Here is a 17,578-nt window from a genome sequence, read left to right as displayed (position 1 = left end):
GCTAACCGAGGTCCGTGTGCGAGAAGTCGTTGCCCTTATAGAGCAGGACTGAGCCGCGGCTCTTGGCGCAGGCGTAAGACAGACAATCAGCAAGATTGAGTTGGGCCGGATGTCCGCGACCCTTTCCGTACTCTGAAAACGCCTGGATGGCGAGCTTGGCGTCGCCGGCTTCTATCGGCACGATTTCGATTTCAGCCTCGCGCAGAAAGGCCTCGATCGCTGCTTCCACGACAACGGGTTCGATAGCAAGCATGGTGGAAAGCCGCATCGCTGCTTCGAGCACGACCAGTGCGGAAGTCATCTTGTGCGTTGCCGCCTGGATACGGTTACTCCATTCGCCGGCATCCCCTTCCCTAGAGAGAATTGCGACAACGACAGAGGTGTCGACGAACATCAGGGATGCCCCCACATGTCGTCGATTTCATCCTTGCTTACAGGCCGACCGCCCTGGCCGGCCTTGGCCTTTAACCCCTTGGCGATGGCATCAAGCCGCTCCGCCAGGGAAACCTGTCCACTTTCCCGTTTCAATTCAGACTCAAGTGCTTCGATGACCGCTTCGGTCATGGAGATGTTGCGCTTGGCGGCAAGCCGCCGTGCCAGCTCGCGCGCTCGCGGATCCCTGATCTGGAGATTCATTGGCCGGTCCTCAGTGACATTGTCATTACAATATACTGCATTTGTCATGACATTGCTACAACGGGCCTATTTTCCGTACAGCATCTCATCCTGCAGCCGGCGCAACGCATACAGCCTCGTCGTCTGGTCCGGCGCGGCGTTGTCGGCGGTCAGCAATTCGCCTTTCCTGACCGGCTTCAGCACCTTGCCGCCCTCGAGCAGGCCGACCGGAACGGCGCGCTGGGCGCGGGCTTCGCCGACGGTCATGGTCCAGGAGCGGTAGCAGGTCTCACCGATCGCATCGAAGGCTTCTCCGGCTGCGAGATCGCGCTTGGCGACCGCGCAGACTTCGGCAACGGGCCGTGGCAGCGGCACCATGTCGGGCTTGCCGAAGAGCACGATGCGGGCGGCGGTCAGCGGCACCTCCAGCGAGGTCAGATGATATGGCCGGAACAGGCTGTAATAGGGGCCGTGGCCGATATGAAGATCATCCATGCGCTCGATGATGCGCGGATGCGTCGCCTCGACGATGACGAAGACACCGGGCGCGACACCCTTGCCGATCGTGTAGTCGACGACGCCTTTCTTCAACAACAGTCCGCCATCCTCGCGCGGGATCAGCACCTTGACGAGATCGTCGCGGTCGGCTTCCGGGCCATGCATGCCGGGCACGTCGGGCACCAGCCCGGTGGCGTTGGCGATGGCGCACATCTCGACCATGGTCTTGGAACCATCGACGAACTCGACCAGCATGCGCGGGTTCATGTTGCGGCGGATCGCTTCCTCGCGATAGTCGTCGGGCACTGCGTCATGGTTCAGCGGATTGTTCTTGCCCTTGCCGGCCGAGATGATGGTCAGGCCCAGCGCGGAGGCGAACTCGATCAGCTCCATGCAGCTCGACGGCTCGTCGCCGGCGCCGACCGAATAGACGACGCCAAGCCTGTCTGCCTGCTGTTTGAGATAGCAACCGATGGTGACGTCGGCCTCGACATTCATCATCACCAGATGCTTGCCATGCTCCATAGCTGACAGGCAGAAATCGGCAGCGACGCCGGGCTTGCCGGTAGCGTCGATGACGACATCGATCAGCGGATTGGTGACCAGCATCTCGGTGGAGGTGATGGCGATTTTTCCCGCCTCGATCGCCGCGGTCACCTTGGACGCGGTGTTGGCTTCGATCGCCATCGCCTCGTCGCCATAGGCGATGCGGATGGCCTCGCGCGCCGTGTGCGGGCGCCGGGTCGAGACCGCGCAAACCGAAATGCCAGGCATCAGCATGCCTTGGGTGACTAGGTCGGTGCCCATCTCGCCCGAGCCGATGACACCGATGCGCACAGGGCATCCCTCGGCGGCACGGCTGGCGAGATCGCGGGCAAGCCCGGTCAGGGCGACATTGGTCATGCTGGCGAGTCCATGGTTCTTGATCCGGAGGCGGCAATAGCAGGGAACCGCCCTCTCTTGCCAACGAAACCGCCTGATGTGGCTTCATACCACCCGGACATAGCTCGTCATGCCCGATTTCTGATGCTCGATGATGTGACAGTGCAGCAGCCAGTCGCCGGGATTGTCGGCGACGAAACCGAGCTGAACCTTCTCGTTCGGCTGGATGAGATAGGTGTCCGAAATCAGCGGCTGAACCGGGCGCGTCGAGGACGACAGCACCTTGAAGCTCATGCCGTGCAGATGCATCGGATGCGATTGCGGCGTCAGGTTCTCCATGTCGATGACATAGCTCTTGCCCAGCTTCAATTCAGCGAGCGGTGCCGTCGGATCCGGCGTATCACCCGGCCACGGCACCTTGTTGATGGCCCAGAAACTGTAGCCGAGCGAACCGCAGATGCCGTCGCTCGGGACGTTTTCGGCGGTGGCGCTGAGCGCCAGGGAAATATGCTGGGCAGCGGCGAGATCCACTTCTTTCACCGGATTGGCCTCGAGCGGAGCAATGTCACGAACGTCCCGTTTGAGCGAGCCGCCGGTGGCGCGCAGGTTGGCGAGGATCTTGGGCTTGGTGCCCCTGACGTCTCGCAGGCTGACGATCGCGCCCTCCTCGTCGGGCATGCGGATGGCGAGTTCCATGCGCTGTCCCGGTCCAAGCAGCAAGGCATCGGGCGAAAAACGCCCAGGCACCGGATTGCCGTCGAGCGCGATGACGGTCGCCTCGGCGCCGTCGACGCGGAAGGCGTAGATGCGGGTGACGTCGGTGATGGCGACGCGCAACCGCACCAGCCCGCCGGCCGGTGCATCATATTGCGGCTGGTCGAGCCAGTTCGCGGTCCGCACCGTGCCGTAGGTGCCGGTTCTCGCGGCATCGCGCGGCCGAAACTGGTCGATGAACTGGGCGTCGTCGCCAAGGCGCCAGTCGCGCAGATTGAGGACGAACTCGGCGTCGAATTTCGGATCGCCGGGGTTTTCGACCACGATCACACCGGTCAGGCCGTGACCCATCTGCTCCAGCGTGTTGCAATGCGGGTGATACCAGAAGGTGCCGGCGTCGGGCGGTGTGAAGACGTAGTCGAAATGATCGCCGGTGTAGACATAGGGTTGGACCAGGAACGGAACGCCATCCATCTTGTTCGGCACGCGAATGCCGTGCCAGTGGATGGTCGTCGGATCGTCGATGGCGTTGACAAGGCGTGCGGCGAAAGGCTCGCCTTTTTTCATCCTGAGCACCGGCGGCATTCCGGCATTGCCGTAGGTCAGTACATCCCTGGTCAAGCCGCCGTCCATCAGCTTCGTCAGGATTTTGGCCGTCTGCAGCACCACCGGTTCGGGCGCGGCGGCTGCCCAGCCGCCGAGCCGGCCGATGGCCGGGATCGCAACTCCGCCAATGCCAGCGAGCGCGGCCGTTTTCAAAAGCCCGCGGCGTGTGAATAGGGTCATTCAGCGCTCCAACTGCCAGGACGATTATCTGGCATTTATCGCGGTCTTGGATCACAGACGAGCCATCGGCGCAAATGCCGAGAACGGCATATCGCGTCTACATGGCGCCTGGATGGCATTTATCAGGCATGTGCTATGCGCGCGCCTGGCGAGAAGCCAAGCATGTGCAGCGCTCTCACATTATCACGCCCATGGTTGGCGAGGCTGCAGGCTGTTCGGTGGCCTACTTTTCGTCGACGCTTGCCAGGAAGCGGGCGAAGATCGGGTCAAAACGATCCGGCGAATCCCAGAACGGCGCATGGCCTGATTTGTCGAGCAGATGGGCCTTGCCTTCCCATAGGTTGGAAAACTTCACTGCGGCGACGAAATCGGTGTTGACGAAAGGCTCGTCCATGCCGTTGAGGACGGCGATCGGCGGCGTCTTGCCGGCGACGATCTCGCGCTGGTTGCGGCCGGTGCCGGCCGCGAATTTCTCGAACATCAGCCGCCGCGCCCGTCCGTCGGTGCGCGCGACGGTGTCGAGGAGGAACGGCTCGAACGGCTCGCCGCAGGTGCTGCGCGCATAGGCCTCGACCTCGGCGGCCGTGAAGGTCTCCTGACCGGCGAGGTGCATATGCGGGCTCGACTTGAAGCCGTTGCCAACTTCCTCGGGCGAGACCGGCGGAGTGCCTGATATCATCAAGCCGAGCAGGCCCGGAAATCGGTCGATCATTTCCAACCCGATATGGCCGCCGAGCGACCAGCCGAAGACGATCGCCTTGTCGACGCCGAGTAGTCCGAGCACTTCGGTCATCGCATCGGCATAGCCTTCCATGCTGTAGGAGCGCTCCGGATCGATCGCGTCGCCTGATGCCCCGTGCCCCGGCAGGTCGGGTGCGATCAAATGGTAGCGCTCGCCCAGCGGGCTCTCGAGCTGGTTGCGGAAGACCGCGCTGGAGGACGAGTTGCCGTGGATCAGCATCACGGCGGTGCCTTTGCCGCCGGTCTCGCGAAGGGCGATCTTGCCGTGGCTCGTTTCAAGGGTCTTCTGCGAGATCGTCATGGTCTGCTCCGTCCGGAATGCCTTGTTTAAATGCAGATGCGCAGCAAAGCGCCACGGCGGACGGCCAGGAGTTCCAGCGCGGCGTACAGATGGCGATCGACGATGCGAACGCGGCCGGTGGCGTTGCCGGCAACACGTTCGAACTGGTGGTCGGCGACGTCAAGGATCAGTCCGCCGGCAACGTCATCAGCGCGGTCGAGCGCCTGCTCGGCGATCCCGGCGTGCAATTCATGCTGACCGGCTACGGTTGATCGCCGCATTGGCTTCGAATTTGGGATTGACCGAGGGAATGCGGACCATGTCGCGGGTCAATCCGATCAGCCAATCACGGTCGGTCTCGATCTCAGCCTGCACGGCATCGATGATTGTTTGGTTGTCAGGCATTTTCTCGGTCCCTTGGTTACGCGGACGATAGCGGGCAGTGCGAAGCGCATCGGCGTCACTTTTTCTCGGCCCTGGATTTGTGGGCCGGCTTCGACGGCCCCGCTTCAGCGGACGAGGCCGGTTCGGCGGCATCGAGCGTGACCGCGTTGGCACTGCGGATCTTCTCGATGTCCTCGATCCGCTTGCGAACCCCCGCGCCATGACCTTCGAGCGCATGGGCGAAAACGGTTTCCATCTGCGCGACGGCGGTCGCCAGCGTGTCGAACGGCGAATTGGCGTCGATCGCCGCTACCATGGTCAGGTCGGCGATATCGGCGATCGGCGACAGCCAGACATCGGTGAACAGCAGGACGGAGACGCCGCGCTCGTGGGCCTGTTGCGCAAAGCCCACCACGTCCGACTGGTAGCGGCGGTAGTCGAAGACGACGAGAAGGTCACGCTTGCCAAGGTCGATCAACAGGTCGAAATCGGCCGGGCTGAGCGAGCCGATGTCGCGCACGCCGGAGCGGAATTGCAGGAGGTAGCCGGCTAGCATGGAGGCGATATGCCGGCTGAAACGGCCGCCCAACAGCACCACCTGCCCCTTGGTTTCGAGCAGCAGGTTGACAGCGCGCGTATAGGCCTGCAGGGGCACCGCCGTGCGCGTGCGCTCCAGACTGTCGGAAACCGAATGGAAATAGGCCAGTGCCGTGCCCTCGCTGGAACCGCCCGGGCGCTTGGCCTCCATCATCAAAAGCGGCGAATGCAGCCTGGATTCGACCTCGGTGAGCAGGCGCGCCTGGAAATCGGCAAACCCGACATAGCCGAGCTTGGTCATCAGCCGCGTCACGCTCGGGTCGCTGACCCCGGCGCGGCGTGCCAGTCGGGTCGCCGTGCCCAGCCCGGACATGGGATAATCGGCTAGCAGGACCTGAACGATCTTTTCTTCCGCCGACGTGAACGCCAAGGTGGTGTTGGCCAGTTCTTCGCGGATCGACATGGTCATCGCCTCTCGCCGACGGAAAGACGATTATCTTACAATTTCATGCATGATTGTCAAATTTGGAAAATATCTTACAGAGCCCAACGGGCGTCGCTGTGGAGGCCGCTCATTTCGCCCGACGGGTCTGGGCCGTCGCGGCCGTCGCCAGCCTATTTGAAGCTGGCGATGGGCAGGAACTTCACCGCGGAGCCGGTGAAGCGGCGGTGATCCGACGTCTGTCTTCGCGGCCGGAATCCGTCGAGATAGATCTGCTCCGGTGCCCTGCGAATGAAATTGGCGGCAATGACGGGCGCCGGTGTCGATACTGTCCCCCTGGCGATGCCGCGACCTGCGGCAAGCGGCCGGCCGGACAACGCGGCTGGCACGACGTCGGCGGTGGCTTCGGGATCGAGACGTGGCTGGACACGGTCGGCCTTCGGGCTGGTCCTGACGCGAACTTCGGCTTTCGATGGAGGGACCGCGATCCGCTGACCGGTCAGCCTGTCGAGGCCGTCATAGGGATGATGCATGGCCAGCAAGGCACCGACAACATCGCCGGATTTGGCTGCTTCCGGCTGATGCGCCGGGCTCGTCTGGCTTTCCGGTCGCCATGTCGGCAACGGGATGTTGAGCGCCACCATGTCCGGCGCGACGCTCGCCGGAGCGGGATCCGTCTTGCCCAAGGAAATTTCGGCATTGGCTGATGCCGGCTTCTCGTCCGGCAATTCGGCGCGCGGCGCGAAGGCCGGCAGCGGCACTGAGCCCGGCGCCATGGCCATGACAGTCGCTTCAGGCCCGGCGGGCGGTTCTTCCGCCGGATCGGCGGTGGCCGTCTGGATGTCCGCGCGCTCGGCTTCTTGCGGCGGCACGATAGCGATGCCGGGTTCAACGGATTTGGCCGGCTTGCGCGGCGCCGGTGCCGCTTCCGCGACATCTTCCGCCTCGTCCTCGCCGCGACCCAAAAGCGTCGCCAGCAAGCCACGCGACTTGCGTTGGTTGCCATCGACGCTTGCCAGTTCGATGTTGGGCGTGCCGGCGGCCTTGCGCGATTTGTAGGCGGCAAACGCCTGCTGGTAGCCGGGCAACGGTTTGCCGTCGCTCGGCACATGCAATGTGTTGCCGTTCGGGAAAACCCTGGCGAGTTCCTGGCGGCTGATGCCCGGCCAATGCCGCACATTGCCGACATCCATGTGAATGAAAGGCGAACCGGAGGTCGGGTAATAGCCCACACCGCCGCCCTGCATCTTGAGCCCGATGTCGCGCAGCTTCTTCAGCGGCACGTCCGGCAGGAAGAAGTCCATCGCGCGGCCAACCATGTGCTGGCTCTCGCGAGCTACGCCCTTCGAGCGGCCGCGCAGCATGGCGTTGGTCGCCGGCGAACGATAGGCGCTGACGATGTGGATGTAGGCTGTCGAGCCGCTGGTCCGGTAGGCCTGCCAGACGAGGTCGAGCAGGCGCGGATCCATCCTGGTCGGCTCGTTGCGACGCCAGTCGCGCAGCATCACATTGATCTTCTTCAATCCCGCCTGATCGTAGCGCCCGTTGCGCTTGAAGACGATCTCGGCCTTTTCGCCGGTATGAAGATGCTGGATCTTCAGGGTGCGCGTCTCGGCGAACGCGCTGGTGACGCACATGCAGAGGAACGCTGCCACGACGGCCGGCAACCGTGTCCAGCAACGGGAAGCGCCGGGCGTGTTTTGTTCGCTTTCGATCACGGTCATGCCTTGCACATCGTTTTTGTTTCGGGCGATTTGACGTCAAGGGGGCCTTTTTCGGACACCCTCGGTCTGGCAAGGCAGGGACTTGACCAGGCGAACGGGCATCAATCCCCGTCATGTCGATGAACAGCATCTTGGTTAACGAATCGTGTCCATGCCGGGAATGGGCCTCCAGCCGCGACGGTCGCCAGGGAATTAATTCAGCCAACCACTTCAGCGGAACAGATATTTCGACACTTCCGGGTTGCCGCGCCGCCACATCACATTATCCAGGAAGTAGTGGTGCACGTTGATGAATATCCACGCAATGAAGAGGAAAAGCGACGAGCCGAACACCGCCTTGTCGTAGGGAATGAGGTCCGCCAGCGCCATCGGCACCAGCCAGAAACCGAGCGCTCCGAGAATTGCGCCGACGACGATGAAGGCCAGCACGCGCAGCCTGTACACCGGTCCAAGAATGGACAAGGCCTTCAGTGCCGGCTTCTCGACGGCGTCCGCGCGATCGCGCTCGACATTGGTCTGGTAGCGCCAGACCACCGCCAGGTACTGCAGGGAATGGAGCGCCGGCACCACCAGCAGCCAGAGCGGGTTCAGCGTCACGAACAGGATCCAGGCATAAAGGGACACGACGTAAGCGACGACACCATTATAGGGCAGCGCCCCGCCATGCCTGCGCCAGCGGTTGATGAACATCACGGCGGTGGCCGCCGAGGAGGCGGCGGCGATCGACATGGCGATGGTGATGAGCCATGGCGGGACGGCGAAGGTGTAGTATTCCAGACCCCAGAACTGCCTCTCGGTGATCACCACGTTTGTCTGAAGCCAGGCGAACAGCCATACGGCGTAGCCGTTGAACAGCAATACCTTCTTGTCCTGGTCGCTGAAGAATCTGCGCTTCAGCACGGCGTCCACCATCAGCATGCCGTAGCCTTGCTTGACGTAGTGCCAGCCGACGAAGAAGCCCATCGCGTTGGTTGCATTGCCGAGCAGCCGGGCGTTTCCCGTCAGCGAGCCATAGGCAAAGAAGGCGGCCATGGCCAACGGGACGACGATCCCCGCGAGGATATAGCGGATCTGGAGACTGCGGCCATAGCCCTCGCCGCGCACCTTGCGCGCGAAGTTGCGATAGAAGATCTGGTAGGAATGACCGAAGTGCGGCTGGTTTATGAGATGGGAGAGCAAGAACATCGTCAGCGTCAGGGCCGCTTCGTATTTGAGCGGCACGAAATACAGAACCGGCAGGATGACAAGCGCGCTCCCGCCAAGCATGAAAAAGTCGATGAACGGGCCAAAGAGATATTTTTGCGGGGCAGCCGCGACCGAGGCCGGGGCATCCGCCGAAAGGTGAAGTGCCATGGTGCCTTCTCTCTGTGATGGTTTATTTTAGCCATCGACCCGGGCGCCGGGCAAGCCGCCGGTGCGCGAACGACCTGATCGGACGCAAGCCGAGGTTCAAAAGCAGGCCAAATTGAGGAAAGCGGGGAGAATCTGGTGCTGCGAGAGAGGATTGAACTCTGAGTTCACGTAATAAAATCAATGGATTAGTCTATAGTTTGTAACATTGTGACGCCGACAAAATGACCTCGTCTATCGATCGAAGAAGGTCCATTCCCCGGGGAATTGGGCCGCGCCTTTGCCTTGGCCTCCTGTTGCGTTAGCATAGGCTCAAATTTGCTAGGCCTGACGAATCGGATTTCGCTGAGGGGGCGAAGATTCATGGAGATGCAGCAGGTCCGTTATTTCCTGGCCCTGTCCAGCACCCTGAACTTCACTAGGGCAGCTGAAGAGTGCAACGTCACACAACCTGCGCTGACGCGCGCGATCAAGACACTTGAAGACGAGTTGGGTGGAGAACTCCTTCGGCGCGAGCGCCAGCATTCCCATTTGACCGAGCTTGGGCGTCGCATGCTGCCGTTGCTGCAGCAATGTTACGATGCCGCCACTTCCGCCAAATCGCTCGCCAAGGCGGTGCAAAGCAGCGACGTGGCGCCGCTCAATGTGACCATTTCCAACAGCGTCAACATAGCGCTGCTGGTTTCGCCGTTTACGGAGCTTTTCCGTGCCTATCCCGGAGTCCACCTCAAGATCAACCGCGGCTCGCCGACCGCGGTCATCGATGCCCTCAAAAATGGGGAGATCGAACTGGCGGTTGCCGGTTCGCTGGGGCAGGCTTGGGATCGACTCGACACCTGGCCACTTTTCCAGGAAGGCATAGAGCTTGTCGTGAATTCCGATCATCCGCTTGCCCGCCGCAACGAAGCCGATGTCGCGCTGAGCCAGCTTGCCGCGGAGCCTGTGTTGAGCAGGATCGATTGGGAAACGAGCGAGGAGCTGTCGCGCTGCCTGTCGGCAAATGGGCTGACGCCGCGGTCCGCGCATGAGGTCGAGACCGACCACGATCTCCTGGGGCTGCTCGAAGCCAATGCCGGAGTTGGTTTCGTCTCGGTGACAGCACCACGCTCGCCAAACGTCCGTAGGCTCAAGCTCCGCGACTTGGACATTTCGCGAGTCGTCGCCGTCTATGCAGTCGCCGGCCGCCAGCGTTCGCCGGTGGCGACGACGTTGCTAAACCTGTTGCGATCGACCGACTGGTCGACCTTTGGCGTCAGCGAGCCCGTCTGAGCGCCTCGATCAGGTCGTCGATGTCCATCCGACGGCGGTAGTCCGGATCAACGAAGCGATCCGTGATCACCCCGTTTTTGCCGACGACGAAGGTCGCAGGGATCGGCAGGAACCAACTGGAGTTGCCTTGAAACTTTGGGATGTCATAGGCAACGCCCATTAACTGCTCCATCTCGGCCCCGATCCAGATCGCAAGGTTGAGCGAAAGAGCGTAGCCATTGTCCATGTCTGTCAGGAATGGAAATTGGGCGCCTACGGCGGTCTTCATCGCCTTCGCGAACTTGCGCCGCTCGGGCATGATCGCGACGACCTGACCGCCCAGCGTCGCAATCTCCTGCTGAGCTTCGACGATGCCGATCGCATTCAACCGGCAATATGGACACCAGTGCCCGCGCTGAAAGGTGACCACGGCAGGCCCCTGGAGGAGGATGTCGCTCAGGCCAATCAGTCTGCCCTCGTCGTCAGGCAGCAGGAATCCCGGCATGATGTCGCCGGGGGCCGGCGCCATGGCTCCGGCCTCCTGCTGCTCCAGGCGCTCTACGAGGCGGTCCACCGCATCGGCGAAATCCGCGTTCAGGCGGCGCACTGCGGTCGCAATCACGGCGAGCCGCTCGTTCAGCGGTGCGTCGAGCTCGATGGCAGCCTGGACGGACTGTTCGAATGTCATTGACTCGTAGTCGATGGCCATTTCTGCGCTTTCATGGGTTGCAGGCAGCCTATCATCAAAGCCCGCCGGCCATGGCCATGCTTTTCTCGCATGGTTTTGATGCCCCGCGTGCATCAAAACAGGAGAGGTTCGTATTCTGTTCGCAGCCTCCCCTCAATTCGTTACATTATTCCTGGTATCCGAGGCGAAGGTCGGCACGCCTCAACTATCGCCACCGACAATCCGGCAACGCGCATGGCCACTGTCACACCCATCCGGGAGTGCCGCAGGATCAAGACGTGTTACTTTCCAGATTCAATGCAGTTTGACTCGGGGTTTTGTGCGCCGCGCAAAGATACCGGCGATTGTATCCAGCGTGGTCTTCAAAGACCCATGCACAGCCTTGAGGTGCATCTTGTAAAGTGTGCGATACATCAGCCGGGCAAGCAGGCCTTCGATCTTGAGACCGCCGATGAGACTGCCGAACGAGCCGTAGTCGGCCAGTGAAACAAGAGAGCCGTAGTCGCGGTAACGGAAAGCCGGCGCGGCCCGTCCCACAAGACGCGCTGCTACCACCTTGACGAGGTAATCAGCCTGCTGGTGGGCCGTCTGGGCGCGCGGTGGCAATGGGTTGTCATCGCCGGGCAGAACACAGCTTGCGCAGTCGCCGATCGCAAACACATTTTCGTCGCCTCGGGCCCGCAATGTCTCATCGACCACCAGGCGATTGATGTGGTCCGTCTCGAGACCGTCGAGCTTCTTCAGGAAATCCGGCGCCTTGATCCCTGCGGACCAGACGATCAGCTCCGCCGGCACGAATAGCTTCTCGCCAAGCCTGACGCCGTTCTCCGTCACCTCTGTCACCTTGATCCCGCAGCGTATCTGGACACCGAGGTCGCGCAGCAGATGCGCCGAGGCACGTGCCAGATGCTCGGGCAAGGCCGGCAGGATGCGCGGCCCCGCCTCAACGATGGTGATGCGAATCAGCCTTTCGAAATCAATGTTGTCGAGATTGTGCGACGCGATCTCCCGCATCGACTTGTGCAGTTCGGCAGCCAACTCGACGCCGGTGGCCCCGGCACCAACGATGACGCAATGAAGCTGGTCTGGGGACAGCTGCTCATATTGCGCATTGGCGCGCAGGCATGCGTCTATCATGCGCCTATTGAATCGGGCGGCCTGATCGGCGGTATCGAGCGCGATGGCATGACGTGCCGCTCCAGGCGTCTCGAAATCGTTGCTGACGCTGCCAACAGCCAGCACCAGCGTGTCGTAGCCCAACACACGCGGCGGGATGATCTGCCTGCCATCTTCGTCGAAGCTTGGCGCGACAAAGACTTGGCGCCTGGAGCGATCAATGCCGACGACTTCGCCGATGCGATATCGATAATGGTGGCGGCTGGCATGGGCAATGTATTCCACCGCATCGTTCGACGCACTCAAGGCACCGGACGCCACCTCGTGCAGAAGCGGTTTCCAGATGTGCGTGCGGTTGCGGTCGACAAGCGTGACGGAAAGCCGTCGCTTGCCGAACTTGCGGCCGAGACGCGTCGCGAGTTCCAGTCCGCCCGCGCCGCCGCCAACGATGACCATTCGATGCAGTGACGTGTCCGCATGCGATGGGGTTTCCGGTATCGTGCGGAAAAGCGCGGCGTTGTTGGCGAGCACGGCTTCCGGGACCAGCCGCATCCCCGGGGTGATGATCTGCATCGGTATTCTCCGCCTGTTTCTTCGGCCTCGCCGCGCTCGAACAATTCACTCTTGCGATTCGTGGATGACGATGCCCTGCAGCATGTCGATGTCGCATTCCCAGGGTTTCTCCGTGAGGACGCGCTGCCCATGCTCGTATCCCGCCTGCCAGCGCGTGCGGATGCCGGCGCGGGTGAAGTCGATGTCCTTGGTGTGGTCCTCGCCGTCGAGGCGTGGTGAAAGCAACCGCACAAGGTGCATGACAGACGGGCAACCATAGGACGCGAGTTCTTTGAACATCGGATCCTCGCGCCGCTCGTCCGGGACGAGCTTTCCCATTTCACGCACGACGTGGCGCAGACGATGCAATTGCTCCTGCCGGGCCACGTGGCTTTTGCCGCGGCTTGCGAATTGAAGGTCCTTTTGCCGCCCCATCACCTGCCAGATCGATTTCGGCTCGGTAGCGCGAGGCTGCCACATGTTGACGGCAAAGATCAGCGAGTCGCGCCGCGGACGCGCGTCGAGCACGACCTCGATGGGCGTGTTCGAATAGATGCCGCCATCCCAGTAAGGCTCGCCGTCGATACAGACCGCCGGAAACGCCGGCGGCAAGGCGCCCGACGCCATGATGTGAGCCGCCGACAGGGTCATCTCTCGGGTATCGAAGTATTTGAGTTCACTGGTGTTGACGTTGACAGCGCCGACCGTCAGGCGGGTATGGCGCCGGTTAAGATAGTCGAAGTCGACCAGGTCATTCAGCGTCCTCTTGAGTGGATCGGTCGTGTAATAGGAGGCATTCTCGACACCCACTTCGCGGTTCACTCCGAACATGGCGCTGGGGTTCGGTTCGAAGAATCCCGGTATGCCGCGCATCACGGTCCCCATGTTGGCGAAGACATTGCTTGGAACCATCATTCGGAAAAACTCGTCGAGCGGGCTGATACGGCTNATACGGCTGACGCTTTCCCAGAACTCCTGAAGCCTCGCCAGCCGAACCGTTGGCTCGTTACCGGCAATCAACGCCGCGTTGATGGCGCCGATCGAGGTGCCTATGACCCAATCCGGCTCGATTCCGCCTTCGACGAGCGCCTGGTAGACGCCGGCTTGATAGGCGCCGAGAGCGCCGCCGCCTTGCAGCACCAGCACCGTTTGCCGCTGAACGGCAGCATCGGCCACATGGGCGACCTCCGGCAACGGTTCAGCAGTCGGAGGATTTCGGGTGATCTTGTTCATGGTCTTTGCTCCTCGTTGCCGGTTCAGTGTGCGGTCCAGCCCCCTTCAATCGGTATGATGGCTCCGGTGATCGAGGCTGCCTCGTCCGAAGCCAGAAACAGGCAGAGTGCCGCTACCTGGGCTACGGTCACGAATTGTTTGGTTGGTTGGGCCGCCAGAAGCACGTCCTTGATCACCTGCTCCTCGGTAATCCCGCGTGCCTTGGCGGTGTCCGGTATCTGCTTTTCCACCAGCGGGGTCAGCACATAACCGGGACATACCGCGTTGACGGTGATGCCCTGTTCGGCGACTTCCAGCGCGACCGTCTTGGTCAGGCCGGCGACCCCATGCTTGGCGGCGACATAGGCGGATTTGTAGGGCGAGGCGACAAGGGCGTGTGCCGACGCAACGTTGATGATGCGACCCCATTTGCGCTCCTTCATCGCCTGCAGCGCGCGCCGGATCGTGTAGAACGACGACATCAGATCGATCGCCACGACCGCCTCGAACTTCTCGATCGGGAATTCGTCGATCGGTGCGACATGCTGAATGCCGGCATTGTTGACGAGGATGTCGACCGCGCCGAACTCGGCGATCGCCTTGTCCATCATCTCAGTGATCGCGCCACCCTTGCTCATGTCCGCATTGTCGTAACGAACGGTCACCCCGTGGTCAGCGGCAAGCTTTGCCCGCAGCAGTTCAATCTCACCGGTATCGCCGAAACCATTGAGCACAATGTTGCAGCCTTTGGCCGCGAAGGCCTCGGCGATGCCTTTGCCGATGCCGCTGGTCGAGCCGGTGATGAGTGCTGTCTTTCCTCTGAGCATCGTCGTTTCCTTCGGTTGGAGCCGCGGTCGGGATGGCCGGCAACGGCTGCGAGCAACGGGCTTGCGAGCCCAGGTCTCGAGTTCTGGCCCAAGTATGGCGAGCCGCCCGAAGCAGCGGAAATGCCGTTGAGACATGGATTCGATAGCTGAGGGTCAGATCATCAGCTCGGCGAGGGCGACGCCGTGGACCCAACCGCCTTGGCTTGTTTGACGTTGGGGCAGCTAGTAAGGTCTCACTGCAACACGGGCAGTGCCGTATACCAGGCCGCCGGGGGAGCGTGCAGTGGAGATCAGCCAAGTCAGATACTTCTTGGCCGTCGCCAAGGAATTGAACTTCACCAGGGCGGCCGAGCAGTGCAACGTCACGCAGCCGGCGCTTTCACGCGCCATCAAGCTGCTCGAGGACGAATTTGGCGGTGCGCTTTTTCATCGTGAGCGACGCTTCACCCATCTCACGGAACTCGGCCGCATGGTCGAAACCTATCTTGAGGGTGTTTTTGAGAACTCCCGGCAGGCCAAGCAGATAGCCGAGCAGTATGTGCATCTGAAGAAGACGCCGCTCAGGGTCGGTATCATGAGCACGATTGCTCCCGACGAGATCATCGAGCTCATCTCGTCCATCCGCGGCCATCACCCGGGTGTGGAGCTTCATCTTTGCGACGCCGACGCGCCGAGTTTACGGCGGCGGCTGATCGAGGGCGATCTAGAGGCTGCCATTTACGCATTGCCGTCGAACATTCCCGACGAGGAAGTGCACTCCTTGCCACTTTTTCGCGAGCAGATGGTGATGGCGGTCCATCTGACCCATCGCCTCGCCAACCAGCGCAGAGTGCAAGTGAAAGAGATGAGCAATGAAAGTTACATCCACCGCAACAACTGTGAATTTGCCGGCTATGCCGACGCCGTTCTCTCCGCGCAGGGCGTCACCGTAAGCCCCGTTTACTGGAGCGATCGCGACGATTGGACACTCGCGATGATCGCCGCCGGCCTTGGTTTCGGTTTCATGCCCGAGCATACCGCCAAGCACGCGGGAGTGGTGGCCCTGCCGATCACCGACCCCGAATTCTGGCGCGAGGTCAATCTTGTCACTGTGCGCGGCCGCCGGCACTCGCCAGCGGTTGGCGCACTGGTGCGCGAGGCTACGCAGAAAAGGTGGTTCGGCGAGCGGGCGAAGGCATTGTCCGCCGCCGAGTAGCCCAGTCGCGGCGAGCATCCGGCCTAGCATATCCGAGCCACGGATCTCCGGTGCATCGTTCGCGTTCAGTCTTTTCTGATCGTCGAGGTGACGGACTGGATGACTTCGGTCGCCATCTTGAACTGCGCCTCGCGGTCGGTAATTCCATGCCGCTTGGCGATCCAGTCGAAATCGCTGTAGGCCGCATAAACCGCACCATCCGCGGTCTGATAGACCAGAACACGCACCGGCCAATCGAGCCCGGCTTCCGGATTTGATGTGATGAAGGTCGTCCCAAGCGCCGGATTGCCAAACATTACCAGCCGAGACGGCCTGACATCGTTGCCGGCATTCTTGCCAAGTCTTGCCTGGTCGATGACGCCAAAGAACTTGATGCCCTTCTTGAGAACATCCCTCTTGATGCGCGAGACCGTCTCGCCGACGGAATAGTCGCTCTTCACCGTCACGACACCGTCCGAAGCTGCGGCTGGGAGAACGATCGCCATCATTATGGCGCCGCCGGCAATAATGGTTTTCAGGTAGTTGGTCATCTCAGTCTCCTTTGTTGGATAGTCAAGATTCTCGGTCGTTAGGTCTCATGCCTTTGGAGTTTGAAGCACGCGCGCCACTGCGATCGCGCCGGCGAGGACCGCGCCAAGCACGGCCACGCATGCGGTCCAGCCGATCCGGTCGTAGATCTGTCCGATGACGAAGCTGCCGGCGAGCCCGCCCGCATAGTAGGAGGCGAGGTAAATGCCACTTGCGGCGGCGCGGTCGTGCGAGGCGGTGCGGCTGACGTGGCCTGTCGCTATTGCCTGCGCCAGGAAGGTGCCGATTGCGACCAGCGCCATCCCGGCAAGAACGATCGGAAGGCTGGTCGTGAGCAGCAAAAGCAAACCCAGGACTGCCAGCACGAGCGTCGAACCGATGCCGACCCTTGGACCGAGGCCCGCGGCGACACGCCCGGCCAGGGGAGTGGTCAGCATGGAAGGCAGGAAGACGAAATAGACCAGTCCGAGCGCCATCGGCGACAGCGATAGTGGCGCGGCGACGAGCTGGAAATTCACATAGGTGAAAGTGCCGATAAATACGAAGAGGATCAGGAAGCCGATGGCGAAGCAGCCGCGCAGCTCGGTGTTTTTCAGCAGTCTCCTCCAAGCTGCGCGGGCGGTCTGGCCCGTCGTGTCGGGGCGCACCATTGCGGATGTCTTCTGCAGCGTGAACCAGACGAGAGCCGCGCCAATCAGATTGAGGGCGGCGAATGTCAGAAAGTTGGTGGAAATGCCGAATCTATCGGCGACGGCGGCCGACATCAGCCGCCCGAAGAAGTTGCTCGCGACATTGCCGGTCACATAGGCCGCAAGCGCACTTGTCGTCTGCCGCGCGGAAAAATGCTCGGCCAGGTAGGCCATCGTCAGTGTGAACGCGGTCGACATACACAAGCCCTGGGCAACACGCAGCAGGGCGAAGAGCAAGATACTGTCGGTCTGCGACAAAAGCGTCGTCGGGATCGCCAGCACCGCAAGGCTGGTCCAGATGCCGTTGCGGCGATCGAGGTTCCTGCCGAAAAGCGCCACCGCGATCCCGGCCACAGCCATGCCGAACGTGCTGGCGTTAACGGCAAAGCCCATGGTCGCGCGGCTGACGCCGAATTTTATCACCAGCGAAGGCAGGATGGCCTGGGTGGCGAACAGATCGACGAGCGTGAGAAACGCGATCAGGGCAATCAGGCCGAAGCCCCAGCTGTCGGCGGCAACCATGCGCAGCCGCGTAGGTTCAGTCTGTTCACTGGTCGTCATGACAAGGCT

18 protein-coding genes are annotated in these 17,578 nt (G+C 61.8%); 3 read left to right on the top strand and 15 right to left on the bottom strand.

The window, feature by feature from the left end; translation table 11 throughout:
* Position 1: 1 nt before the first annotated feature.
* The 5 genes from X743_RS150375 to X743_RS150395 all read right to left on the bottom strand — a co-directional run bounded on the left by X743_RS150375 (position 2) and on the right by X743_RS150395 (position 4,537).
* Positions 2-394, bottom strand: coding sequence for a type II toxin-antitoxin system VapC family toxin (locus X743_RS150375; protein ID WP_023766737.1), 393 nt, complete (start codon positions 392-394; stop codon positions 2-4).
* On the bottom strand, positions 394-636 hold the full coding sequence (locus tag X743_RS150380) for a type II toxin-antitoxin system VapB family antitoxin (protein WP_023766736.1): 243 nt from the start codon (positions 634-636) through the stop codon (positions 394-396). The genes X743_RS150375 and X743_RS150380 overlap by 1 nt, the downstream gene beginning before the upstream one ends.
* Before the next feature lie 66 nt (positions 637-702).
* Positions 703-2,016, bottom strand: coding sequence for an NAD(P)H-dependent oxidoreductase (locus tag X743_RS150385; RefSeq protein WP_023766735.1), 1,314 nt, complete (start codon positions 2,014-2,016; stop codon positions 703-705).
* 84 nt (positions 2,017-2,100) lie between these two features.
* A complete protein-coding gene (locus X743_RS150390; protein ID WP_023766734.1) occupies positions 2,101-3,495 on the bottom strand; it encodes a multicopper oxidase family protein in 1,395 nt (464 codons plus the stop codon).
* Between the two features lie 223 nt (positions 3,496-3,718).
* Positions 3,719-4,537, bottom strand: coding sequence for an alpha/beta hydrolase (locus X743_RS150395; RefSeq protein ID WP_023766733.1), 819 nt, complete (start codon positions 4,535-4,537; stop codon positions 3,719-3,721).
* A gap of 89 nt (positions 4,538-4,626) precedes the next feature.
* Here X743_RS150395 and X743_RS1000000170795 point away from each other — a divergent pair, with 89 nt between their 5' ends.
* Complete coding sequence (locus X743_RS1000000170795) at positions 4,627-4,788, top strand: hypothetical protein (protein ID WP_023766732.1); 162 nt, start codon at positions 4,627-4,629, stop codon at positions 4,786-4,788.
* Here X743_RS1000000170795 and X743_RS1000000172180 read toward each other — a convergent pair.
* From X743_RS1000000172180 to X743_RS150410, 4 genes are all read right to left on the bottom strand, one after another.
* Positions 4,766-4,921, bottom strand: coding sequence for a hypothetical protein (locus X743_RS1000000172180; RefSeq protein WP_023766731.1), 156 nt, complete (start codon positions 4,919-4,921; stop codon positions 4,766-4,768). The genes X743_RS1000000170795 and X743_RS1000000172180 overlap by 23 nt on opposite strands.
* Positions 4,922-4,976: 55 nt before the next feature.
* On the bottom strand, positions 4,977-5,900 hold the full coding sequence (locus X743_RS150400; RefSeq protein WP_023766730.1) for a MurR/RpiR family transcriptional regulator: 924 nt from the start codon (positions 5,898-5,900) through the stop codon (positions 4,977-4,979).
* Between the two features lie 152 nt (positions 5,901-6,052).
* Complete coding sequence (locus X743_RS150405) at positions 6,053-7,603, bottom strand: DUF882 domain-containing protein (RefSeq protein WP_031257880.1); 1,551 nt, start codon at positions 7,601-7,603, stop codon at positions 6,053-6,055.
* Positions 7,604-7,813: 210 nt separating this feature from the next.
* Positions 7,814-8,956, bottom strand: coding sequence for a hypothetical protein (locus X743_RS150410; RefSeq protein WP_023766728.1), 1,143 nt, complete (start codon positions 8,954-8,956; stop codon positions 7,814-7,816).
* Positions 8,957-9,316: 360 nt separating this feature from the next.
* Between X743_RS150410 and X743_RS150415 the strand changes: the two genes are divergently transcribed.
* Positions 9,317-10,222 (top strand): LysR family transcriptional regulator, encoded by a 906-nt coding sequence (locus tag X743_RS150415; protein ID WP_023766727.1) that lies wholly within the window; start codon positions 9,317-9,319, stop codon positions 10,220-10,222.
* Here X743_RS150415 and X743_RS150420 read toward each other — a convergent pair.
* The 4 genes from X743_RS150420 to X743_RS150435 all read right to left on the bottom strand — a co-directional run bounded on the left by X743_RS150420 (position 10,206) and on the right by X743_RS150435 (position 14,596).
* Positions 10,206-10,910, bottom strand: coding sequence for a peroxiredoxin-like family protein (locus X743_RS150420; protein ID WP_023766726.1), 705 nt, complete (start codon positions 10,908-10,910; stop codon positions 10,206-10,208). The genes X743_RS150415 and X743_RS150420 overlap by 17 nt on opposite strands.
* Positions 10,911-11,183: 273 nt before the next feature.
* Positions 11,184-12,461 (bottom strand): NAD(P)/FAD-dependent oxidoreductase, encoded by a 1,278-nt coding sequence (locus X743_RS150425; protein WP_051508565.1) that lies wholly within the window; start codon positions 12,459-12,461, stop codon positions 11,184-11,186.
* A 162-nt stretch (positions 12,462-12,623) separates the two neighbouring features.
* On the bottom strand, positions 12,624-13,790 hold the full coding sequence (locus tag X743_RS150430; RefSeq protein WP_023766724.1) for a patatin-like phospholipase family protein: 1,167 nt from the start codon (positions 13,788-13,790) through the stop codon (positions 12,624-12,626).
* A 23-nt stretch (positions 13,791-13,813) separates the two neighbouring features.
* Entirely contained in the window at positions 13,814-14,596 is a 783-nt protein-coding gene (locus X743_RS150435; protein ID WP_023766723.1) for a 3-hydroxybutyrate dehydrogenase, read from the bottom strand.
* Between the two features lie 283 nt (positions 14,597-14,879).
* Here X743_RS150435 and X743_RS150440 point away from each other — a divergent pair, with 283 nt between their 5' ends.
* Entirely contained in the window at positions 14,880-15,791 is a 912-nt protein-coding gene (locus tag X743_RS150440; protein WP_023766722.1) for a LysR family transcriptional regulator, read from the top strand.
* Positions 15,792-15,856: 65 nt separating this feature from the next.
* Here the strand turns inward: X743_RS150440 and X743_RS150445 are convergent, their stop codons facing one another.
* Entirely contained in the window at positions 15,857-16,279 is a 423-nt protein-coding gene (locus tag X743_RS150445) for a DUF302 domain-containing protein (protein WP_245264254.1), read from the bottom strand.
* An 87-nt stretch (positions 16,280-16,366) separates the two neighbouring features.
* Positions 16,367-17,569, bottom strand: a complete 1,203-nt coding sequence (locus X743_RS150450; RefSeq protein WP_023766720.1) for an MFS transporter — start codon at positions 17,567-17,569, stop codon at positions 16,367-16,369.
* Positions 17,570-17,578 lie beyond the last annotated feature (9 nt).

This window comes from Mesorhizobium sp. LNHC232B00 (genome assembly GCF_000502435.1).
Classification (GTDB): Bacteria; Pseudomonadota; Alphaproteobacteria; order Rhizobiales; family Rhizobiaceae; genus Mesorhizobium; species Mesorhizobium opportunistum.
This window is presented reverse-complemented; position numbering and strand designations above follow the sequence as displayed.